Source organism: Sphingomonas sp. Leaf25, from assembly GCF_001421635.1.
Lineage (GTDB): Bacteria > Pseudomonadota > Alphaproteobacteria > Sphingomonadales > Sphingomonadaceae > Sphingomonas.
In genome coordinates this window covers 191,360-207,061 of sequence record NZ_LMKU01000012.1, presented here as the reverse complement: position 1 = coordinate 207,061, position 15,702 = coordinate 191,360, and the positions used below count along the sequence as shown (strand labels likewise).

General features: G+C 67.5%; 17 protein-coding genes. 10 read left to right on the top strand and 7 right to left on the bottom strand.

Features of this window, described 5'->3' with window-relative positions; genetic code table 11:
- Window positions 1-39: 39 nt before the first annotated feature.
- Entirely contained in the window at window positions 40-1,059 is a 1,020-nt protein-coding gene (locus tag ASE78_RS05605) for an RcnB family protein (RefSeq protein WP_082467062.1), read from the bottom strand.
- 122 nt (window positions 1,060-1,181) lie between these two features.
- Window positions 1,182-1,721 (bottom strand): (2Fe-2S)-binding protein, encoded by a 540-nt coding sequence (locus tag ASE78_RS05600; RefSeq protein WP_056494352.1) that lies wholly within the window; start codon window positions 1,719-1,721, stop codon window positions 1,182-1,184.
- Between the two features lie 102 nt (window positions 1,722-1,823).
- Between ASE78_RS05600 and ASE78_RS05595 the strand changes: the two genes are divergently transcribed.
- The 5 genes from ASE78_RS05595 (at window position 1,824) to ASE78_RS05575 (ending at window position 6,257) form a co-directional block, all read left to right on the top strand.
- Complete coding sequence (locus tag ASE78_RS05595) at window positions 1,824-2,621, top strand: DODA-type extradiol aromatic ring-opening family dioxygenase (protein WP_056494349.1); 798 nt, start codon at window positions 1,824-1,826, stop codon at window positions 2,619-2,621.
- Window positions 2,622-2,698: 77 nt separating this feature from the next.
- The gene (locus ASE78_RS05590; protein WP_056494345.1) at window positions 2,699-4,225 is read left to right on the top strand and encodes an acyl-CoA carboxylase subunit beta; all 1,527 of its coding nucleotides are present in this window, start codon (window positions 2,699-2,701) and stop codon (window positions 4,223-4,225) included.
- Window positions 4,222-4,965, top strand: coding sequence for a hypothetical protein (locus ASE78_RS05585; RefSeq protein WP_056494342.1), 744 nt, complete (start codon window positions 4,222-4,224; stop codon window positions 4,963-4,965). Before ASE78_RS05590 ends, ASE78_RS05585 begins: the two co-directional genes overlap by 4 nt.
- An 11-nt stretch (window positions 4,966-4,976) precedes the next feature.
- Complete coding sequence (gene mce / locus ASE78_RS05580) at window positions 4,977-5,393, top strand: methylmalonyl-CoA epimerase (RefSeq protein ID WP_056494340.1); 417 nt, start codon at window positions 4,977-4,979, stop codon at window positions 5,391-5,393.
- Window positions 5,394-5,564: 171 nt separating this feature from the next.
- Window positions 5,565-6,257, top strand: coding sequence for a prolyl hydroxylase family protein (locus ASE78_RS05575; protein ID WP_056494337.1), 693 nt, complete (start codon window positions 5,565-5,567; stop codon window positions 6,255-6,257).
- Between the two features lie 155 nt (window positions 6,258-6,412).
- On the opposite strand, the gene ASE78_RS05570 is transcribed toward ASE78_RS05575, so the two are convergent.
- Both ASE78_RS05570 and purF read right to left on the bottom strand, forming a co-directional pair.
- A complete protein-coding gene (locus tag ASE78_RS05570; RefSeq protein ID WP_056494334.1) occupies window positions 6,413-7,120 on the bottom strand; it encodes an SDR family NAD(P)-dependent oxidoreductase in 708 nt (235 codons plus the stop codon).
- Entirely contained in the window at window positions 7,117-8,577 is a 1,461-nt protein-coding gene (purF, locus tag ASE78_RS05565) for an amidophosphoribosyltransferase (protein ID WP_055755863.1), read from the bottom strand. The genes ASE78_RS05570 and purF overlap by 4 nt, the downstream gene beginning before the upstream one ends.
- Window positions 8,578-8,693: 116 nt before the next feature.
- On the opposite strand from purF, the gene hisI reads away from it, so the two are divergent.
- Together hisI and ASE78_RS05555 are read left to right on the top strand one after the other, a co-directional pair.
- Window positions 8,694-9,053 (top strand): phosphoribosyl-AMP cyclohydrolase, encoded by a 360-nt coding sequence (hisI, locus tag ASE78_RS05560; RefSeq protein WP_056494331.1) that lies wholly within the window; start codon window positions 8,694-8,696, stop codon window positions 9,051-9,053.
- Entirely contained in the window at window positions 9,050-9,532 is a 483-nt protein-coding gene (locus ASE78_RS05555) for a hypothetical protein (RefSeq protein WP_056494328.1), read from the top strand. Before hisI ends, ASE78_RS05555 begins: the two co-directional genes overlap by 4 nt.
- A gap of 160 nt (window positions 9,533-9,692) precedes the next feature.
- Here the strand turns inward: ASE78_RS05555 and ASE78_RS05550 are convergent, their stop codons facing one another.
- From ASE78_RS05550 to ASE78_RS05540, 3 genes are read right to left on the bottom strand one after another with little or no spacing between them, the layout of a single operon-like run.
- Window positions 9,693-10,877, bottom strand: coding sequence for an SAM-dependent methyltransferase (locus tag ASE78_RS05550; RefSeq protein ID WP_056494325.1), 1,185 nt, complete (start codon window positions 10,875-10,877; stop codon window positions 9,693-9,695).
- A gap of 43 nt (window positions 10,878-10,920) precedes the next feature.
- On the bottom strand, window positions 10,921-12,282 hold the full coding sequence (locus ASE78_RS05545) for a cryptochrome/photolyase family protein (protein WP_056494322.1): 1,362 nt from the start codon (window positions 12,280-12,282) through the stop codon (window positions 10,921-10,923).
- 9 nt (window positions 12,283-12,291) lie between these two features.
- A complete protein-coding gene (locus tag ASE78_RS05540; RefSeq protein WP_056494318.1) occupies window positions 12,292-13,200 on the bottom strand; it encodes a histone deacetylase in 909 nt (302 codons plus the stop codon).
- Window positions 13,201-13,239: 39 nt separating this feature from the next.
- On the opposite strand from ASE78_RS05540, the gene ASE78_RS05535 reads away from it, so the two are divergent.
- The 3 genes from ASE78_RS05535 to ASE78_RS05525 all read left to right on the top strand — a co-directional run bounded on the left by ASE78_RS05535 (window position 13,240) and on the right by ASE78_RS05525 (window position 15,693).
- On the top strand, window positions 13,240-14,241 hold the full coding sequence (locus ASE78_RS05535) for an alpha/beta hydrolase (protein WP_056494316.1): 1,002 nt from the start codon (window positions 13,240-13,242) through the stop codon (window positions 14,239-14,241).
- A gap of 10 nt (window positions 14,242-14,251) precedes the next feature.
- On the top strand, window positions 14,252-14,731 hold the full coding sequence (locus ASE78_RS05530) for an RNA pyrophosphohydrolase (protein ID WP_056494314.1): 480 nt from the start codon (window positions 14,252-14,254) through the stop codon (window positions 14,729-14,731).
- 65 nt (window positions 14,732-14,796) lie between these two features.
- Complete coding sequence (locus ASE78_RS05525; RefSeq protein WP_056494311.1) at window positions 14,797-15,693, top strand: YdiY family protein; 897 nt, start codon at window positions 14,797-14,799, stop codon at window positions 15,691-15,693.
- Window positions 15,694-15,702: the final 9 nt, after the last annotated feature.

The window sequence follows — 15,702 nt, the reverse complement described above, 5'->3', positions numbered from 1 at the left end:
GCCGCGACGGTCGGTTACGACCATCGCGGCACGGCAGGATCACCAGAAGATGTCGTATTCCACGTCGACCACCCGGCCGGTACGGACGTCGACCAGCAGCGCGTCGTTGTAATAGCGCACCCAGCGATAGGCCCCGTACGCTTCGGGCAGGCGATAATAATAGGGGTCGTTGATCCAGTAGTTCGATCCGAACAGGAACGAATTGAGCGTCACACCGATGCCGAAGCGACGATAGCCATAGCCATAGCCTTGCGGTGCATAATAGCGCGGCAGGCGGTACAGCCCGCGATTGGAGTCGCGATAGCGGTTCCAGTCGTAGCGGCGATCAGCGCGCCACCCACGGTTCCACTGGCTGCGATCGTTCCGGTCGTTCTGATAGCGGCCGTTGTCGCGCCAGTCGCCGTCGCTGCGGCTCCAGCCACCGTCACGACGGTCGCGGTTACGCTGCCAGTCGCCGCGTTGCTGGTCCTGGTCGCGCTGCCACTGGTCACGCTGTTGATCGCGTTGCCATTGGTCGCGCTGTTGCTGGCCACGCTGCTGATCGCGCTGCCATTCGCCGCGACGGCCGTCCTGCCATTGCCGGCGCAGCGCGTCGCGATCGACCTGACCCTGTCCATCGCGCGGGAACTCGCGCCGATCGACGCCTTCGGGGCGGGCGGGACGATCCGGGCGCGGCTGCCAGCCGGCACCGGCACCGGCACCGGCGTCGGGACGGTCGCCACGATCGGGTCGGCCCTGCCAGCGGTTGCCGTCGCCACGCTCGCCACGATCCGGACGGTCGGGCCGCGCATTGCCGCCGTCGCCGCGATCGCCCCGGTCGGGCCGCCCCTGCCAACGTGGGCCGGCGTCGCTCTGCGGACGCTCGACACGGGCTTCGGGAGCCTCGACCCGTACCGCGGTGTTGAACTCGGCACGCGCGCCCGGCGCTTCGCCGCCACCTTGCCGTTCGATCCGCTCGCGGCCGCGCGGGCCGGGACGGTCGGGCGCATCCTGCGCCATCGCGGTTGCCGGGATTAGCGTTGTCGCACCCAGCAGTGCCAGCAGGAAACGGGACTTCATGATGCTTCCTCCACCGCCGGAGACATCGCCGGCTTCGATGCCGCCGTTATGCCCCACAAGCGATCAACCGTTGCTGAATGGCGATGACAGGCGATTGAAAGGATTCGTTCGTATGGAACCGGTCACTCCGGCGGGGTGAGCGCCGGCACCTCGCGTGCCGCCTCGGCGCGATCGATGCCGGGGCGCGGGGGTGGTTCGAGCACGGTGTCGCCGCGCTGCGCCGCCGCCGCCCGGCGCACCGCATCGATCAGCCGGGGATAGATGCCGCAGCGGCACAGATGATCGAGCGCCTGCGCGATCTCCGCTTCTCCGGGATCGCGGTTCTGGCGCAGCAGCGCGGCGGCAGCCATCACGAACCCCGGCACGCAATAGCCGCATTGCACGACCTGCGCCGCGAGAAACGCCGCCTGCACCGGATGGCTGCGATCGCGCGACAGCCCCTCGATCGTGGTGACGAACGTGCCTTCGAGGCTGCCGATCGATACCTGGCACGATTTGACCGCGCGCCCATCGACATCGACCACGCATGCCCCGCAATGCCCGGTGCCGCAGCCATATTTGGTGCCGGTCAGGTTCGACACGTCGCGCAGCGCCCACAGCAACGGCGTGTCGGGATCGATCCGGTATTCGACCGGATTGTTGTTGACGGTCAGGCGGCTCATGCCGACGCCTTGTAGGGCGGTCGGCGGCGCGACGCCAAGCGAAACGGGTCGTTTCCTTGCGAGCATCTTGTTGTAGGGCGGCGATGGGACGACGTTCGGGGCATGACGCTCCCTACCCTTTTCCTCCCGCACGGCGGCGGCCCGTGCTTTTTCCTCAACCCCGGTGCGGCCCCCGATCCGATGTGGCGACCGATGGAAGCGTATCTGGCAGGCCTCCTCGCCTCGTTGCCGGAACGACCACGGGCGATCCTGATGGTGTCGGGCCATTGGGAAGCGCCGGTGCCGACCGTCCATGTCGGCGAACGGCCGGGCCTGTTGTTCGACTATTACGGCTTTCCCGAACATACCTATCGCCTGCGGTGGGACGCGCCGGGATTGCCCGCGGTCGCACGGCGGACGGCGGCGTTGCTCGCGGCGGCCGGCTTTGCCACCGCCGACGAGGCGGCGCGCGGTTGGGACCATGGCGTGTTCGTGCCGATGATGGTCGCGGTGCCCGGGGCGGACATTCCGCTCGTGCAAGTCTCGCTGATCGACAGCCTCGATCCCGCAGCGCATGTCGCGCTCGGCCGGGCGCTGGCGCCGCTGCGCGACGAAGGCGTGCTGATCGTCGGGTCGGGGATGAGCTTCCACAACCTGCGCGCACGCGGACCGCAGGTGACGCCGGTCGCCACCGAATGGGACACAGCACTCACCGCCGCCGTCACCGATCCCGATCCTGCGGCGCGGGCGCAGCGGGTGATCGATTGGGAAACGCTGCCCCACGCCCGCTTCGCCCACCCGGAGGCCGAGCATCTTCTGCCGTTGATGATCGCACTGGGCGCAGGCGGCGACGGGCCGGCGGTGTGCGATTATCGCGATACGGTGATGGGCTGGGTCGTCTCGGGCTATCGCTTCGGTTGACGCAAGAATGTTGCGCTCGGGGCGTGCTTGCTGGCAAGAGGGGGACAAGACCCGCAGCAAGCGGCCAAGGAGAGACGATGCTCGAAGCACTCGAAGCGCTGGAGAAACGGCGTGCAGGCGCGCGCGCGGGCGGCGGCGAGAAGCGAGTCGCGGCGCAACATGCCAAGGGCAAACTGACCGCCCGCGAACGGCTGGAGGTGCTGCTCGACCCGGAGTCGTTCGAGGAACTCGACATGTATGTCGAGCACAACTGCGTCGACTTCGGCATGCCGGATCAGGTGATCCCCGGCGATGGCGTCGTCACCGGATCGGGCACGGTCAACGGCCGGCTGGTGTATGTCTTCAGCCAGGATTTCACGGTGTTCGGCGGATCGCTGTCCGAACGGCATGCGCAGAAGATCTGCAAGATCATGGATATGGCGCTCAAAATTGGCGCGCCGGTGATCGGCCTCAACGATTCGGGCGGCGCGCGGATTCAGGAGGGCGTCGCATCGCTCGGCGGCTATGCCGAGGTGTTCCAGCGCAACGTGCTGGCGTCGGGTGTGGTGCCGCAGTTGTCGCTCATCATGGGGCCATGCGCGGGCGGTGCGGTGTATTCGCCGGCGATGACCGACTTCATCTTCATGGTGAAGGATTCGAGCTACATGTTCGTCACCGGCCCCGACGTGGTCCGCACGGTAACGAACGAGATCGTCACGCAGGAGGAACTGGGCGGGGCGATCACCCACACCACCAAGTCCTCGGTCGCCGATTGCGCGTTCGAGAATGACGTCGAGGCGCTGCTGGCCGCGCGCGACTTCATCGACTTCCTGCCCGCCTCCAACCGGACCGGCGTGCCTGTACGACCCTCCGACGATCCGTGGGACCGGATCGAGCCGAGTCTCGACACGCTGATTCCGCCGAGCGCCAACCAGCCCTATGACATGCACGAACTGATCGTACGGACGGTCGACGACGGCAGCTTCTTCGAACTGCAACCGGGCCATGCCGGCAACATCCTGATCGGCTTCGGCCGGATCGAGGGGCGGACCGTCGGCATCGTCGCCAACCAGCCGATGGTGCTGGCCGGGTGCCTCGACATCAATTCGTCGAAGAAGGCGGCGCGGTTCGTGCGCTTTTGCGATGCGTTCGACATCCCGATCGTGACCTTCGTCGACGTGCCGGGGTTCCTGCCCGGCGTGGGGCAGGAGCATTCGGGGATCATCAAGCACGGCGCGAAACTGTTATTCGCCTATGCCGAGGCGACGGTCCCGAAGATCACCGTCATCACCCGCAAGGCTTACGGCGGGGCGTATGACGTGATGGCGTCAAAGCATCTGCGCGGCGACCTGAACTATGCGTGGCCGACCGCCGAGATCGCGGTGATGGGGGCGAAGGGCGCGGTGGAGATCATCTTCCGGTCGAAGGACCCGGCCGAGGTCGCGGCGCGGACGGCGGAATATGAGACCCGCTTCGCCAACCCGTTCGTGGCGGCGAGCAAGGGGTTCATCGACGAGGTGATCCTGCCGCATTCCACCCGGCGGCGGGTGGCGCTGGGACTGCGGAAGCTCAGGAACAAGAAGCTTGAGAACCCGTGGAAGAAGCACGACAACATTCCGCTGTGAGCCGGTTGCTACGCCTCGCGCTGATCGTGGTCGTGCTGGCGGTGGCCGGGTTCGCGGCGGTGCGGCTGTTCGTCGACCATCGGCCTGCCGTCCCCGCCCCCGCCGCATCGCCGACGCCCAAGCCCTCGCCGAGTGGCCTGACGCTGGCGGCGGCGCAGCGTGCGGCGTTTCCCGATGGCATGGAGGCCCGCACGCCCGAGGGGTCGCGGATGGTCTATGCCGACGGGCAACTGGTCGACACGCCGTTCGGCCAGGTGCTGGTCAACCCTGGCACGATCCCCGACGCGGCGCATGTCGAGGGAGGCGCCGTCGCGATCCATTATCTACGACAGGACACAGGCGGCATCCACGTCATCCGCGCGCTGCCGTTCGCGGTACGATCGGGCAGCAGCGGCAGCATTTCCGAATGGAGCGTATCGCGCACGATCGGCGACCTGCCGGTCGTCTATACCGAGGGCGGCGGTACGTGGCAGGGCTATAGCTGTTCGTTCGCGACGTTGACCGAACTGCGCCCGGCCGGCCCCGCCGAACTCGCCACGATCCAGGTGATGGCGAGCGACGACGGCGCGGTGCCGAGCGAACAGGCCAAGACGACGGTCGGCAAGATCGTCGACGTGGTGCCCAACCGGTCGTTCGTCGTCCGCTTCACCGGCGCGCGCAATTTCGACGCCCGCTATGTCCGGCGCGGCGAGCGCTATGTTCCCGAAGGCGGCGAGCGCGACACGCTTGGCGGATGTTAGGAGATACCACCATGACCCTCGGCCGCCTCAACCACATCGGGATCGCCACGCCGTCGATCGCGGCGTCGATCGAAACCTATCGCAGCCTGCTTGGTGCGGAGGCGATCGGGGAGCCGTTCGATCTGCCGGCGCAGGGGGTGAAGGTGTGTTTCATCGATGCGCCTAATACCCAGATCGAGCTGATCGAGCCGTATGACGACGCCTCGCCGATCGCGGGGTTTCTTGCGAAGAACCCAGGCGGCGGGCAACATCACCTCTGCTTCGAGGTGGCGGACATCCATGCCGCGATCGCCGAGCTGACCGCAAAGGGTGCGCGGGTGCTGGGGCACCCTAGGATCGGGGCGCATGGGACGTTGATCGTGTTCGTTCATCCGCGCGACATGGGCGGGGTGCTTGTGGAGTTGATGGAAACGCCGGTGGGGCATTGATGCTTCTTCGTCATTCCGGCGAAGGCCGGAATCCATTGTGCCGGGGTGTTCACGACTCCAGCGATACCGTCCGCATCCATGGATTCCGGCTTTCGCCGGAATGACGGGTGGTTGCGGTGGATTTCGACCGCGCTCTCGACACCATGCTCCCGATTTGATTGAACGCTCCCCATGACCACCGCCCTTCGCAAGCCGCCCGGCACCCCCTCCCCCGTCCGGGCCGATTTCGGCCGGGAGGTCGAGGAAAACCTGTCGACCGTGCCCGGCATTCGCCGCGCCAAGACCGATGCCGCCGTCCTCTTCGCGCTGCCGGGCTTCTTGTCGGACGAGGAATGCGCGCTGCTGATCGCGACGATCGACAACGGGCGGCGCAAGTCGACGCTGCTGACCAGCACCAACGACCCCAATTTCCGCACCAGCGACAGTTGCGATCTCGACCGCTGGCACCCGCTGCTGCAGCCGATCGACGAGAAGATCGCGCATCTGCTGGGCCTGCCGCCCGAACATGGCGAGACGATGCAGGGGCAGCGCTATGCGCCGGGGCAGCAGTTCCGCGCGCACAATGATTATTTCAACGAGAACGAACCCTATTGGGCGTCGATGGCGGTGCAGGGCGGGCAGCGGACGTGGACGGCGATGGTCTATCTGAACGAAGTCGAACAGGGCGGCGCAACTTGGTTTCCGCAGGCCGGGGTACGGTTCAATCCGCGTCCCGGCATGCTGGTGGCGTGGGACAACATGAACCCCGACGGCAGCCCCAACCTCGCCACGCTGCACGAGGGCATGGCGGTGGTCGAGGGCACGAAATACATCATCACCAAATGGTTTCGCGAACGCCCGTGGACGCCGACGATCGAGCCGTAATTCCCCCCAAAGTTTACAAAGTTTACACTAACCACGACACCGCGCGACAGGCGGACCGGGCGATATGTCGACGACAGAGAAAGAGCAGGAGAAGCGGTATCGCCTCCCCTGCCCGATCTATCGTTCGACGGCGGTGTAGGACAGCAGCCGCGTGCTCAATCCACCCGGATGCGGGTGCCCGTCTCGAACCCGTCGGCCAGCAGTGCGACGATCGCATCGGCCACCCGTTCGGGCGGTTTCACGCTCTGCGGGTCCTCGCCCGGATAGGCGCGCTCGCGCATCTTCGTGCGGGTGGCACCCGGATCGACGATCGCGGTGCGGACCGGCGAGATGTTCGCCATTTCGAGGCCATAGCTGGCAACGAGATTGTCGAACGCCGCCTTCGACGCGCCGTACATGCCCCAATAGGCACGCGGGGCCGCACCGACCGAGGAGGTGACACCAACCACTCGCCCGGCACGCGCAAGGCGCAGCATCGGCGAGAAGGCGGCGATCAGCGCGGCGTTGGCAGTGACGTTGAGCGCCATCACCTTGTCGAACTCTTTCAGGTCGAACGACGGCACCGGCCCCAGCGTGCCAAGCGCGCCGGCGTTCAGCACCAGCGCGTCGAGCGCCCGCCACCGCTCGGCGATCGCCGAGACGAGGCGGGGGATCGCGGTCAGGTCATAGAGGTCGACCGGGGCGATCGTCGCCGATCCGCCGGCGGCATAGATCGCGTCCTCGACCTCCTCCAGCCCGCCCGCCGTGCGCGCGACGAGGACGACATGCGCCCCCTCCCCGGCCAGCGCAATCGCGGTCGCGGCACCGATGCCACGGCTGGCACCGGTGACGAGGACCAACTGCCCCTTCAACCGCTCGCTCATCCGACCCGTTCGGCCAGCATGGCGAGCTGATCGACCGAGCTGGTTTCATCCTGATCGGTCAGTGGCGTCGGATAGTCACCGGTGAAGCAGGCGTCGCAATAGCGCGGGCGGACGGCGGTGCGCGCCGCTTCGCCAAGTGCGCGGTACAGCCCGTCGATCGACACGAAGGCGAGGCTGTCGGCCTGGATATAATCGGTCATCCCGCCAAGATCGAGCTTCGCGGCGAGCAGCTTGGCGCGTTCGGGCGTGTCGACGCCGTAGAAGCAGCTATGCCGCGTCGGCGGGCTGGCGATGCGCATATGGACTTCGGCCGCGCCGGCATCGCGCATCATCTGCACGATCTTGAGGCTCGTGGTGCCGCGCACGATCGAATCGTCGATCAGGACGATCTTGCGGCCCTCGATCAGCTTGCGGTTGGCGTTGTGCTTCAACTTCACGCCGAGATGGCGGACCTTGTCGCCCGGCTGGATGAAGGTGCGCCCGACATAGTGCGAGCGGATGATGCCGAGTTCGAATGGAATGCCCGATGCCTGGGCATAGCCGATCGCGGCGGGCACGCCCGAATCGGGCACCGGGATCACCAGATCGGCATCGACCGGATTTTCGGACGCCAGTTCGGCACCGATCGCCTTGCGCACCGAATAGATCGACCGGTCGTCGCTGATCGAATCGGGCCGCGAGAAATAGACCCATTCGAAGATGCAGGGACGCGGGGACAGCGGCGCAAACGGGCGGATCGAGCGCAGTTCGCCGTTCTTGACGATCACCAGCTCGCCCGGATCGACCTCACGGACGAATTCCGCGCCGACCACGTCGAGCGCCACGGTTTCCGACGCGAAGATATAGGCACCGTCGCCCAGACGGCCCATCACCAGCGGCCGGATGCCGAGCGGATCGCGGCAGGCGATCATCCCCTCGGGCGTCATGCAGATCAGCGAATAGGCACCCTCGACCTGTTTCAGCGCGTCGATGAACCGGTCGAGCAGCGTGCGATAGTTCGACGTCGCGACGAGGTGGATGATGACCTCGGTATCGCTGGTCGACTGGAAGATCGATCCGGTGCGGACCAGATCCTTGCGCAGCCGCATCGCGTTGGAAAGATTGCCGTTGTGCGCCACCGCAAAGCCGCCCGACGCCAGTTCGGCGTACAACGGCTGGATGTTGCGGTTCGACGTCTCGCCGGTGGTCGAATAGCGCACATGGCCGCAGGCGGTGGCCCCGGGCAGCGATTCGATGATTTCCGGCCGGTCGAAATTGCCCGCGACATGGCCCTGTGCGCGCTGGGTATGGAACATCGCCCCGTCCCAGCTACAGATGCCGGCCGCTTCCTGGCCGCGGTGCTGGAGCGCGTGGAGGCCAAGCGCCACCAGTGCCGCCGCGCCGTCCGCGCCGGAAACACCGAAGATGCCGCACTCTTCGCGCAGCTTGTCGTCGTCGAATGGATGGGTGGTGAACATAGGCCCTTCCGGGGGTAAGCGTGTCACACGACCGCCATATAGGCAGGCGGAATCGATTTGTCGCCCTTTGATCGTCGATTGCGGCGGAACCGTGATCGGCGATAGGAGTTGCGGCGATGGAACACCGTGACACCGGACTGGTGCTGAACCCCAAATTCGATGGCGACGGGCTGTTGACGGCGATCGCCGTCGATGCCGCCAGCGGCGAACCGCTGATGGTCGCGCATATGAACGCCGACGCGCTGCGGCTGACGATCGAGAGCGGCGAGGCGACCTTCTGGTCGCGCAGCCGCGCGCGGTTGTGGAAGAAGGGCGAGACGTCGGGCAACGTGCTGCGCGTGGTCGAGGCACGGATCGATTGCGATCAGGACGCGCTGTGGCTACGCTGCATCCCCGCCGGGCCGGCGTGCCATACCGGCGCGGACAGTTGCTTCTTTCGCCGGATCGAGGGGGATCGGCTGGTCCCGGTTTCATGAGGGCGTTGGCGCTGCTGTTCCTGCTCGCCGCCTGTTCGGGGCCGGGTAGCAACGCACCGGCGCAGGGCGGCGCGGCGCTGGAGGCGGCGGCGATCGAGCGCGGCATCGTGCGCGATCCCGCCACCCGTGCCGCGACCGGACTGTTCGCGCGCGAGGGCGACCGGCTGTGCCTGATCGAGCGGGGCGACACGGTGCGGATCGGCGGGTTCATCGACTATGGCGACGGCATCGGCTGCACCGCGCGCGGCAGCGCGACGCGGATGGGCGAGACGCTGTCGGTCGATTTCGGGCAGGGCTGCCGTTTCGACGCCGGGTTCGACGGCGACCGGGTGCGTTTTCCGGGCAAGCTGCCGGCTGGGTGCGAACGACTGTGTACGCGGCGGGCGTCGCTCGCCGGGCTGACGCTCGACCGGCTGAGCGAGAGCGCGTCGGAGGCGGAGGCGCTGCGCACTCCCAAGGGTGTGGCGCTGTGCGGTTAGGGCCAGCGGCTCCCCTCCCTGACAAGGGAGGGCCGGGGGTGGGTCGGCCCGAGAGGAAACGTACGCGCTCCACAGCCGGCCAACCCACCCCCAACCCCTCCCTTGCCAGGGAGGGGAGCAGATTGGGAAGCCATTTCGTTGAATGTCGACCGGGCCTGGATCAGCCGCCCTTCACCAGCGTCACCTGCGCCACGGTGATGCCGCCGCCCCGGAACCCGCCCTCGCAATACATCAGATAGTAACGCCACAGGTCGGCGAACCGGTCGTCGATCATCGGCAGGCGGCCTTGCGCGCGGGCGGTATCGAACGTCTGCCGCCAGCGCAGCAGCGTTTCGGCATAGTCGAGGCCGAAATGATGGACGTCGCGCCACGCCAGCTCGCGTGCCTCGGCCAGCGCGCGGAAGCGCGGTTCGGACAGCAGCATGCCGCCGGGAAAGACGTGCGCCTGGATGAAGTCGACATTGCCGGCATAGGCGTCGAACAGCGGTTCGGCGATGGCGATATACTGGAGCGCGGCGCGACCGCCGGGTTTTAGCCGGGCGGCGATCGTGTCGAGATAAGCGGGCCAATATTCATGGCCGACCGCCTCGACCATCTCGATGCTGGCGATCGCGTCATAGGTGCCGGTGACGTCGCGGTAATCGGTGAGGGCGACGGTGACGCCGGGCAGCGCCAGTGCCTCGACCTGCGCCAGTTGGCGCTGCGAGAGCGTGATAGCCTCGACCCGCCGCCCGGCGGCCGAGGCGGCGGCGGCGAACGATCCCCAGCCGCAGCCGATTTCGAGGATGCGATCCCCTGCCCGCGTCGCCGTGCGGTCGAGGATCGCGGTGAGCTTGCGGTGCTGCGCGACTTCGAGCGGTTCGTGGGCGTCGGCGAAGATCGCGCTGGAATAGGTCAGCGTGCGGTCGAGCCATTCGCGGTAGAAGTCGTTGCCGAGGTCGTAATGCGCGGCGATGTTCGCCCTTGCCCCCGGCCGGTCGTTGCGACGCGCGCGGTGGTTCAGCCGGCGCAGCAGTCGCGACACGCCGCCGGCGCGCGCGGCGGTGCCGAGCGTCCCGGCATTGCGCATGAACAGGTCGAACAACGGCACCGGATCGGGGCTCGACCAGTCGCCGTCGGCCCAAGCCTCGTACCAGCCGGCCGATCCGCCGCGCGCCAGCCGCCACATCGCGCGCCAGCGGTGGAGGACGACGATCGCCACCGGTCCGTCGCCGCGCCCGCCAAGCCTACGCCGGGTCCCGTCGGGCAGCGTCGCCTCGATCGCGCCGACGGCGAGGCCATGGTCGATCCGGTCGAGGGCGCGGGCGAACAGCGGGGCAAGCAGGGAGAACGGGTCGACGGACATCGCGCGCCTGACAGCACGGCGCAGCGCACGCGGCAAGTGGCTATCAGACGCCCTTGGCCGCTGTCAGCGCGCGTTCGCGTGCCTCGCGATGCTCGATCCGCTTTTCGGGATAGTCCTTCGGGCGGCATCCGGCGGCGTCGGGATCGTGGATCGCGGCATCGGACAGATGCTTCAGTTCGGGCACCCAGCGACGGATATAACCGGCGGCATCGAATTTTTCGGACTGGGTCAGCGGGGCCATGATCCGCCCGAACATGTTCGAATCGACCCCGGTGCCCGCGACCCATTGCCAGTTGACCGCATTGTTGCCGTAGTCGGCATCGACCAGACAGTCCCAATACCAGCGCTCGCCCTCGCGCCAGTCGATCAGCAGATGCTTGATGAGGAACGAGGCGGCGATCATCCGCACCCGGTTGTGCATCCAGCCGACCTGCCACAATTGCCGCATGCCGGCATCGACGATCGGATAGCCGGTGCGCCCTTCCTGCCACGCCTTGAGGTCGCGCTTCGCGGCGGCACCGGTGCGCCATGGCATCTTGTCGTAGCGGGCGCGGCCATTGGCGTCGGCATAGTCGGGCATCGACAAGATGACGCCGCTGGCGAAGTCGCGCCACGCCAGTTCCTTGCGGAAGGTCGTCAGGCTGTCACCCGACCCGTCGAGCGCGGCCCAGATTTGGCGTGGGGTGATCTCGCCATGGTGGAGGTGCGGCGACAGGTTGGAGCTGCCGTCGATCGAGGGCAGGTTGCGGGCGGTGTCATAGTCGCCGAGGCGCTTCGCAAAGGATTTGAGCGCGGCGTGTGCGCCGTCCTCGCCGGGGGTCCATGCGGTGAATGCGGTCGACCAGTCGGGCTTGGTCGGCAGCAGGTTCCAGTCGGCGAGGGTGTCCGACTTCGGCCATTTGGGCGGCGCGGGAATGCTGCGGGGCGCTGCGACCGGATCGTCGGGCGGCAGCATCCGGTTGAGCGCCTTCCAGAATGACGAATAGATCTTGAACATTCCGCCCGACCCGGTGGTGACGCTTTCGGGCGGGCGCAGGTGGTTGCCGTCGTGGAGGGTGAGGCAATCGCCGAGCGCGTCCTGTGCCTTTACCCACCATGGTTCGTAGTGGCGCATCGCGTGGATTTCACCCGCGCCGGTTTCGGTCAGGAGCGCCCGCAATTCCTTCACCGCGTCGCCGCGCCGCAGGATCAGGCGCGAACCCTTGTCGCGCAGCGCCTTGTCGAGCGCGGTCAGGCTGTGGTGCAGCCACCAGCGCTGCGCCCCGCCGATGCGCCAGTCGCCCGGTGCATCGTCGTCGAGGACATAGACCGGGATCACCACCCCGGCATGGGCGGCGGCAACGAGCGCGGGGTGGTCACGCAGGCGGAGGTCCTGGCGGAGCCAGAGCAGGACGGGATCGGTCATCGAGCGACGTTACGCCTGCGCAGCGACCCCGGTTCCCTCCGCCACCGCGACGATCGAGGCGATATGGCGATGTGCTACTTCGAGGAGGTCGCCGTAGCCGCCACCCAGCGCACTGGCGATCGGCAGTCCCTTCGCGCGCGCCAGCCGCCCCATCCAGCGGTCGCGCTCGATCAGGCCGCCTTGCGTGAGCGCCAGCCGCCCGAGCCGGTCGCCGGCGAACGGATCGACCCCTGCCTGATACAGCAGCAGCGACGGCGCGAACGAATCGATCAGCGGCACCAGTGTTGCCTCCAGCGTCGCGAGATATTCGTCGTCGCCCATCCCGTCGGGCAGGCCGACGTCGAGCGTCGAGCGGGCCTTGCGCGCGGGAAAATTCTTTTCGGCATGGATCGAATAGGTCGCGAGGCCATGCCGCCCGGCGAGCAGCGAGGCGGTGCCATCGCCCTGATGCACGTCGACATCGACCACCAGCACCCGCGCGCACGTCCCCTCCTCGACCAGCCGGTAGGCGGCGATGGCGAGGTCGTTGAACACGCAATAGCCCGCCCCGGTATCGGCCAGCGCATGGTGGCTGCCCCCGGCGGTGTTGGCGGCATAGCCGCGCGCCATCGCCACCCGCGCGGCGGCATAGGTGCCGCCGGGCACCGCCTGCGCACGCAGCGCCATCGGCGGGGTGACGGCGAAACCGATCCGCCGTTCCTTGGCCGGGGGCACCCGCGCCTCGATCACCTCGGCGACATAGTCGTCGTCATGCACCGCCTCGATCCACGCGCGCGGCATGGGCGGGCCTTCGTGCCATTCCACCCGGTCGCCCAGATCGATGAGCAGGTCACGGACGAGGCCGTTCTTGCCCCAGCGATAGCGGCTGCCGGGCGGGGCCTCGGCGACATAGTCGGGGTGGTGGACGACGGGGATCACGCTGCATAGGTAGGGGGCAAGCCCCGTGCCGCAACGCGCATGGTCCACAGGAGACGCCGTTTGTCCGATCCGTATGTCCGGCCCGATGTGCGGGTGTTCCTCGACTATCTGGCGCGTGTGCCGGGGCCACGGATGCACGAACTCGATGCCCCGGCGGCACGGGCACAGTATCTGGCGATGAAGGATGTCGCCGATCTGGGCGTCGGCGATCTGGCGGTGACGCGCGACGTGGTGATTCCGGTGGCGGGCGGCACGATCGGCGCGCGGGTGTTCGACACCCGCGAGGACCGGGTCGCCGGGCCGGTGGTCGTCTTCTATCACGGTGGTGGCTTCGTGATCGGCGATGTCGCGACCCATGCCGGCTTCTGCGCCGAAATGGCGCGCGCGCTCGACTTGCCGGTGGTGTCGGTCGACTATCGCCTCGCCCCCGAACATCCATGGCCGACCGCGCCCGACGATGCCGAGGCGGCGGCAAGGTGGGTGGCCGATGCGCCGCCCGAACTGGGGCTGAAGGTCGCCTCGCTGGTGCTGGCGGGCGACAGCGCGGGCGGCAAGCTGACCATCACCACCGCGATGGCCTTACGCGACGCACCCGCCGCCGTACCGGTGATCGCACAATTTCCGATCTATCCGGCGGCCGACTTCTCGCAGGTCTATCCGTCGTTCGAGCAGTTCGCCGATGGCTATCTGCTGACGCGCGAGGGATTGCAGTATTTCGCCGACGCCTATCGATCGGACCCGTCGCAGGTGCGCGGGTCGCCGCTGCTCGGCGACTGCCACGACCTGCCGCGCGCGCTGGTGCTGACCGCCGGCCTCGACCCGATCCGCGATCAGGGGCGGGCCTATGCCGCGAAACTGGCGCAGGCGGGCGTGGCCGTCACCTTCCGCGAGGCGCGCGGCAATATCCATGGGTTCGTGACGCTGCGCCGCGCGATCCCCTCCAGCGTCGGCGATGTCGCGGGCGCGCTGGCGGCATTGAAGGCGATCGTGACCGAGGCGGAGGCCGACCGGGTGATGGCGCAGGCGGCGGGCACGCGGTAAGGGAGCCGACATGGACAAGACCACCCTCCCCTATCGCCCCTGTGCCGGCGTCATGCTGATGAACCGTGACGGGCAAATCTTCGTCGGCCAGCGGCTCGATTCGACGCTGGAGGCGTGGCAGATGCCGCAGGGCGGGATCGATCCCGGCGAGGAACCGCTCGACGCCGCCGTGCGGGAGTTGCGCGAGGAAACCGGGGTGGTCGCGACCAAGGTCCGGCTGATCGCCGAGGCGCCCGACGAGCTGTTCTACGACCTGCCCGACGATATGATCGGCCGCATCTGGAAGGGCAAATGGCGCGGCCAGCGCCAGCGCTGGTTCCTGTTCGCGTTCGACGGCGACGACGGCGACATCGATATCCAGACGCCCGAACCCGAATTCCGCGCATGGCGCTGGGCCGATCCCGCCGACCTGCCGACGATGATCGTGCCGTTCAAGAAGACGCTGTACGAAGCGGTGATCGCTGCCTTTTCCTCGCACCTGCACCGGTGAGCCGCCCTTGAACCACGACGGAGCGTTCACGCTGCGGCAAGCGGATCGGCTATAGCGGAGTGGCGATGCCCAACCCCCTGTTCCTGCTGCCGCTCGGCGCCTATTATGCGGACCTGCCGCCGGAACCCGATCTGCCGATCGAGATCCGCACGATGCTGGAAGAGGCGATGGCGTCGGGCAACGACGGCGACGTCGCCACCATCGTCAAATACGCGCGCAAGGCGGCGCCGAAACATTCGCAGAAGATCGCCGAACTGGCGTCGCATTATACGTCCGAACGCAGCGAAAAGAACGTCAAGCTGCTGCGCACCGCCTCGTTCGGCGCGCTGCTGAAAGGGCGGGCCGAGATCGGCGGGTGGATCAACGGCGGCAATTCGAACACGCTCGGCGTCACCGGCGTGCTCGACCTGTCGCGCGAAGGCTATCGCTGGCGGCACAAGCTGAAGTTGCAGGCGGATTATCAGGAGACGAACAACGTCACCACCCGCGAACATTATCTCGCGGCGTTCGAACCGAACTACAAGGTCGACGACAGGCTCTACGTCTATGGCGCGGCGCAGTATGAGTCCGACCAGTTCTTCGGCTATCACGATCGCTATTCGGCATCGGGCGGGGCGGGTTACACGGTGCTGGCGCGCGGACCGATCACGCTCGACGTCGAACTCGGACCGGCGTTCCGCCACACGACCTTCACCGACGGCAATGTCGAGCGCAACCTGGCGGGGCGCGGATCGGTCGATCTCGACTGGAAGCTGACCTCGGCGCTGACGCTGCGGCAGGACACCTCGGCCTATCTCCAGGCGGCGAACAGCACCGTCACCAGCCTGACCGCGATCGACGCCAAGCTGCTCGGGCCGCTGTCGGCGCGGTTTTCCTATAATATCCAGTATGAAAGCCTGCCCCCCGCCGGGCGGGTCAACGCCGACACCACCGGACGGGCATCGCTGGTCTACGCCTTCTAGGCAGGCTAC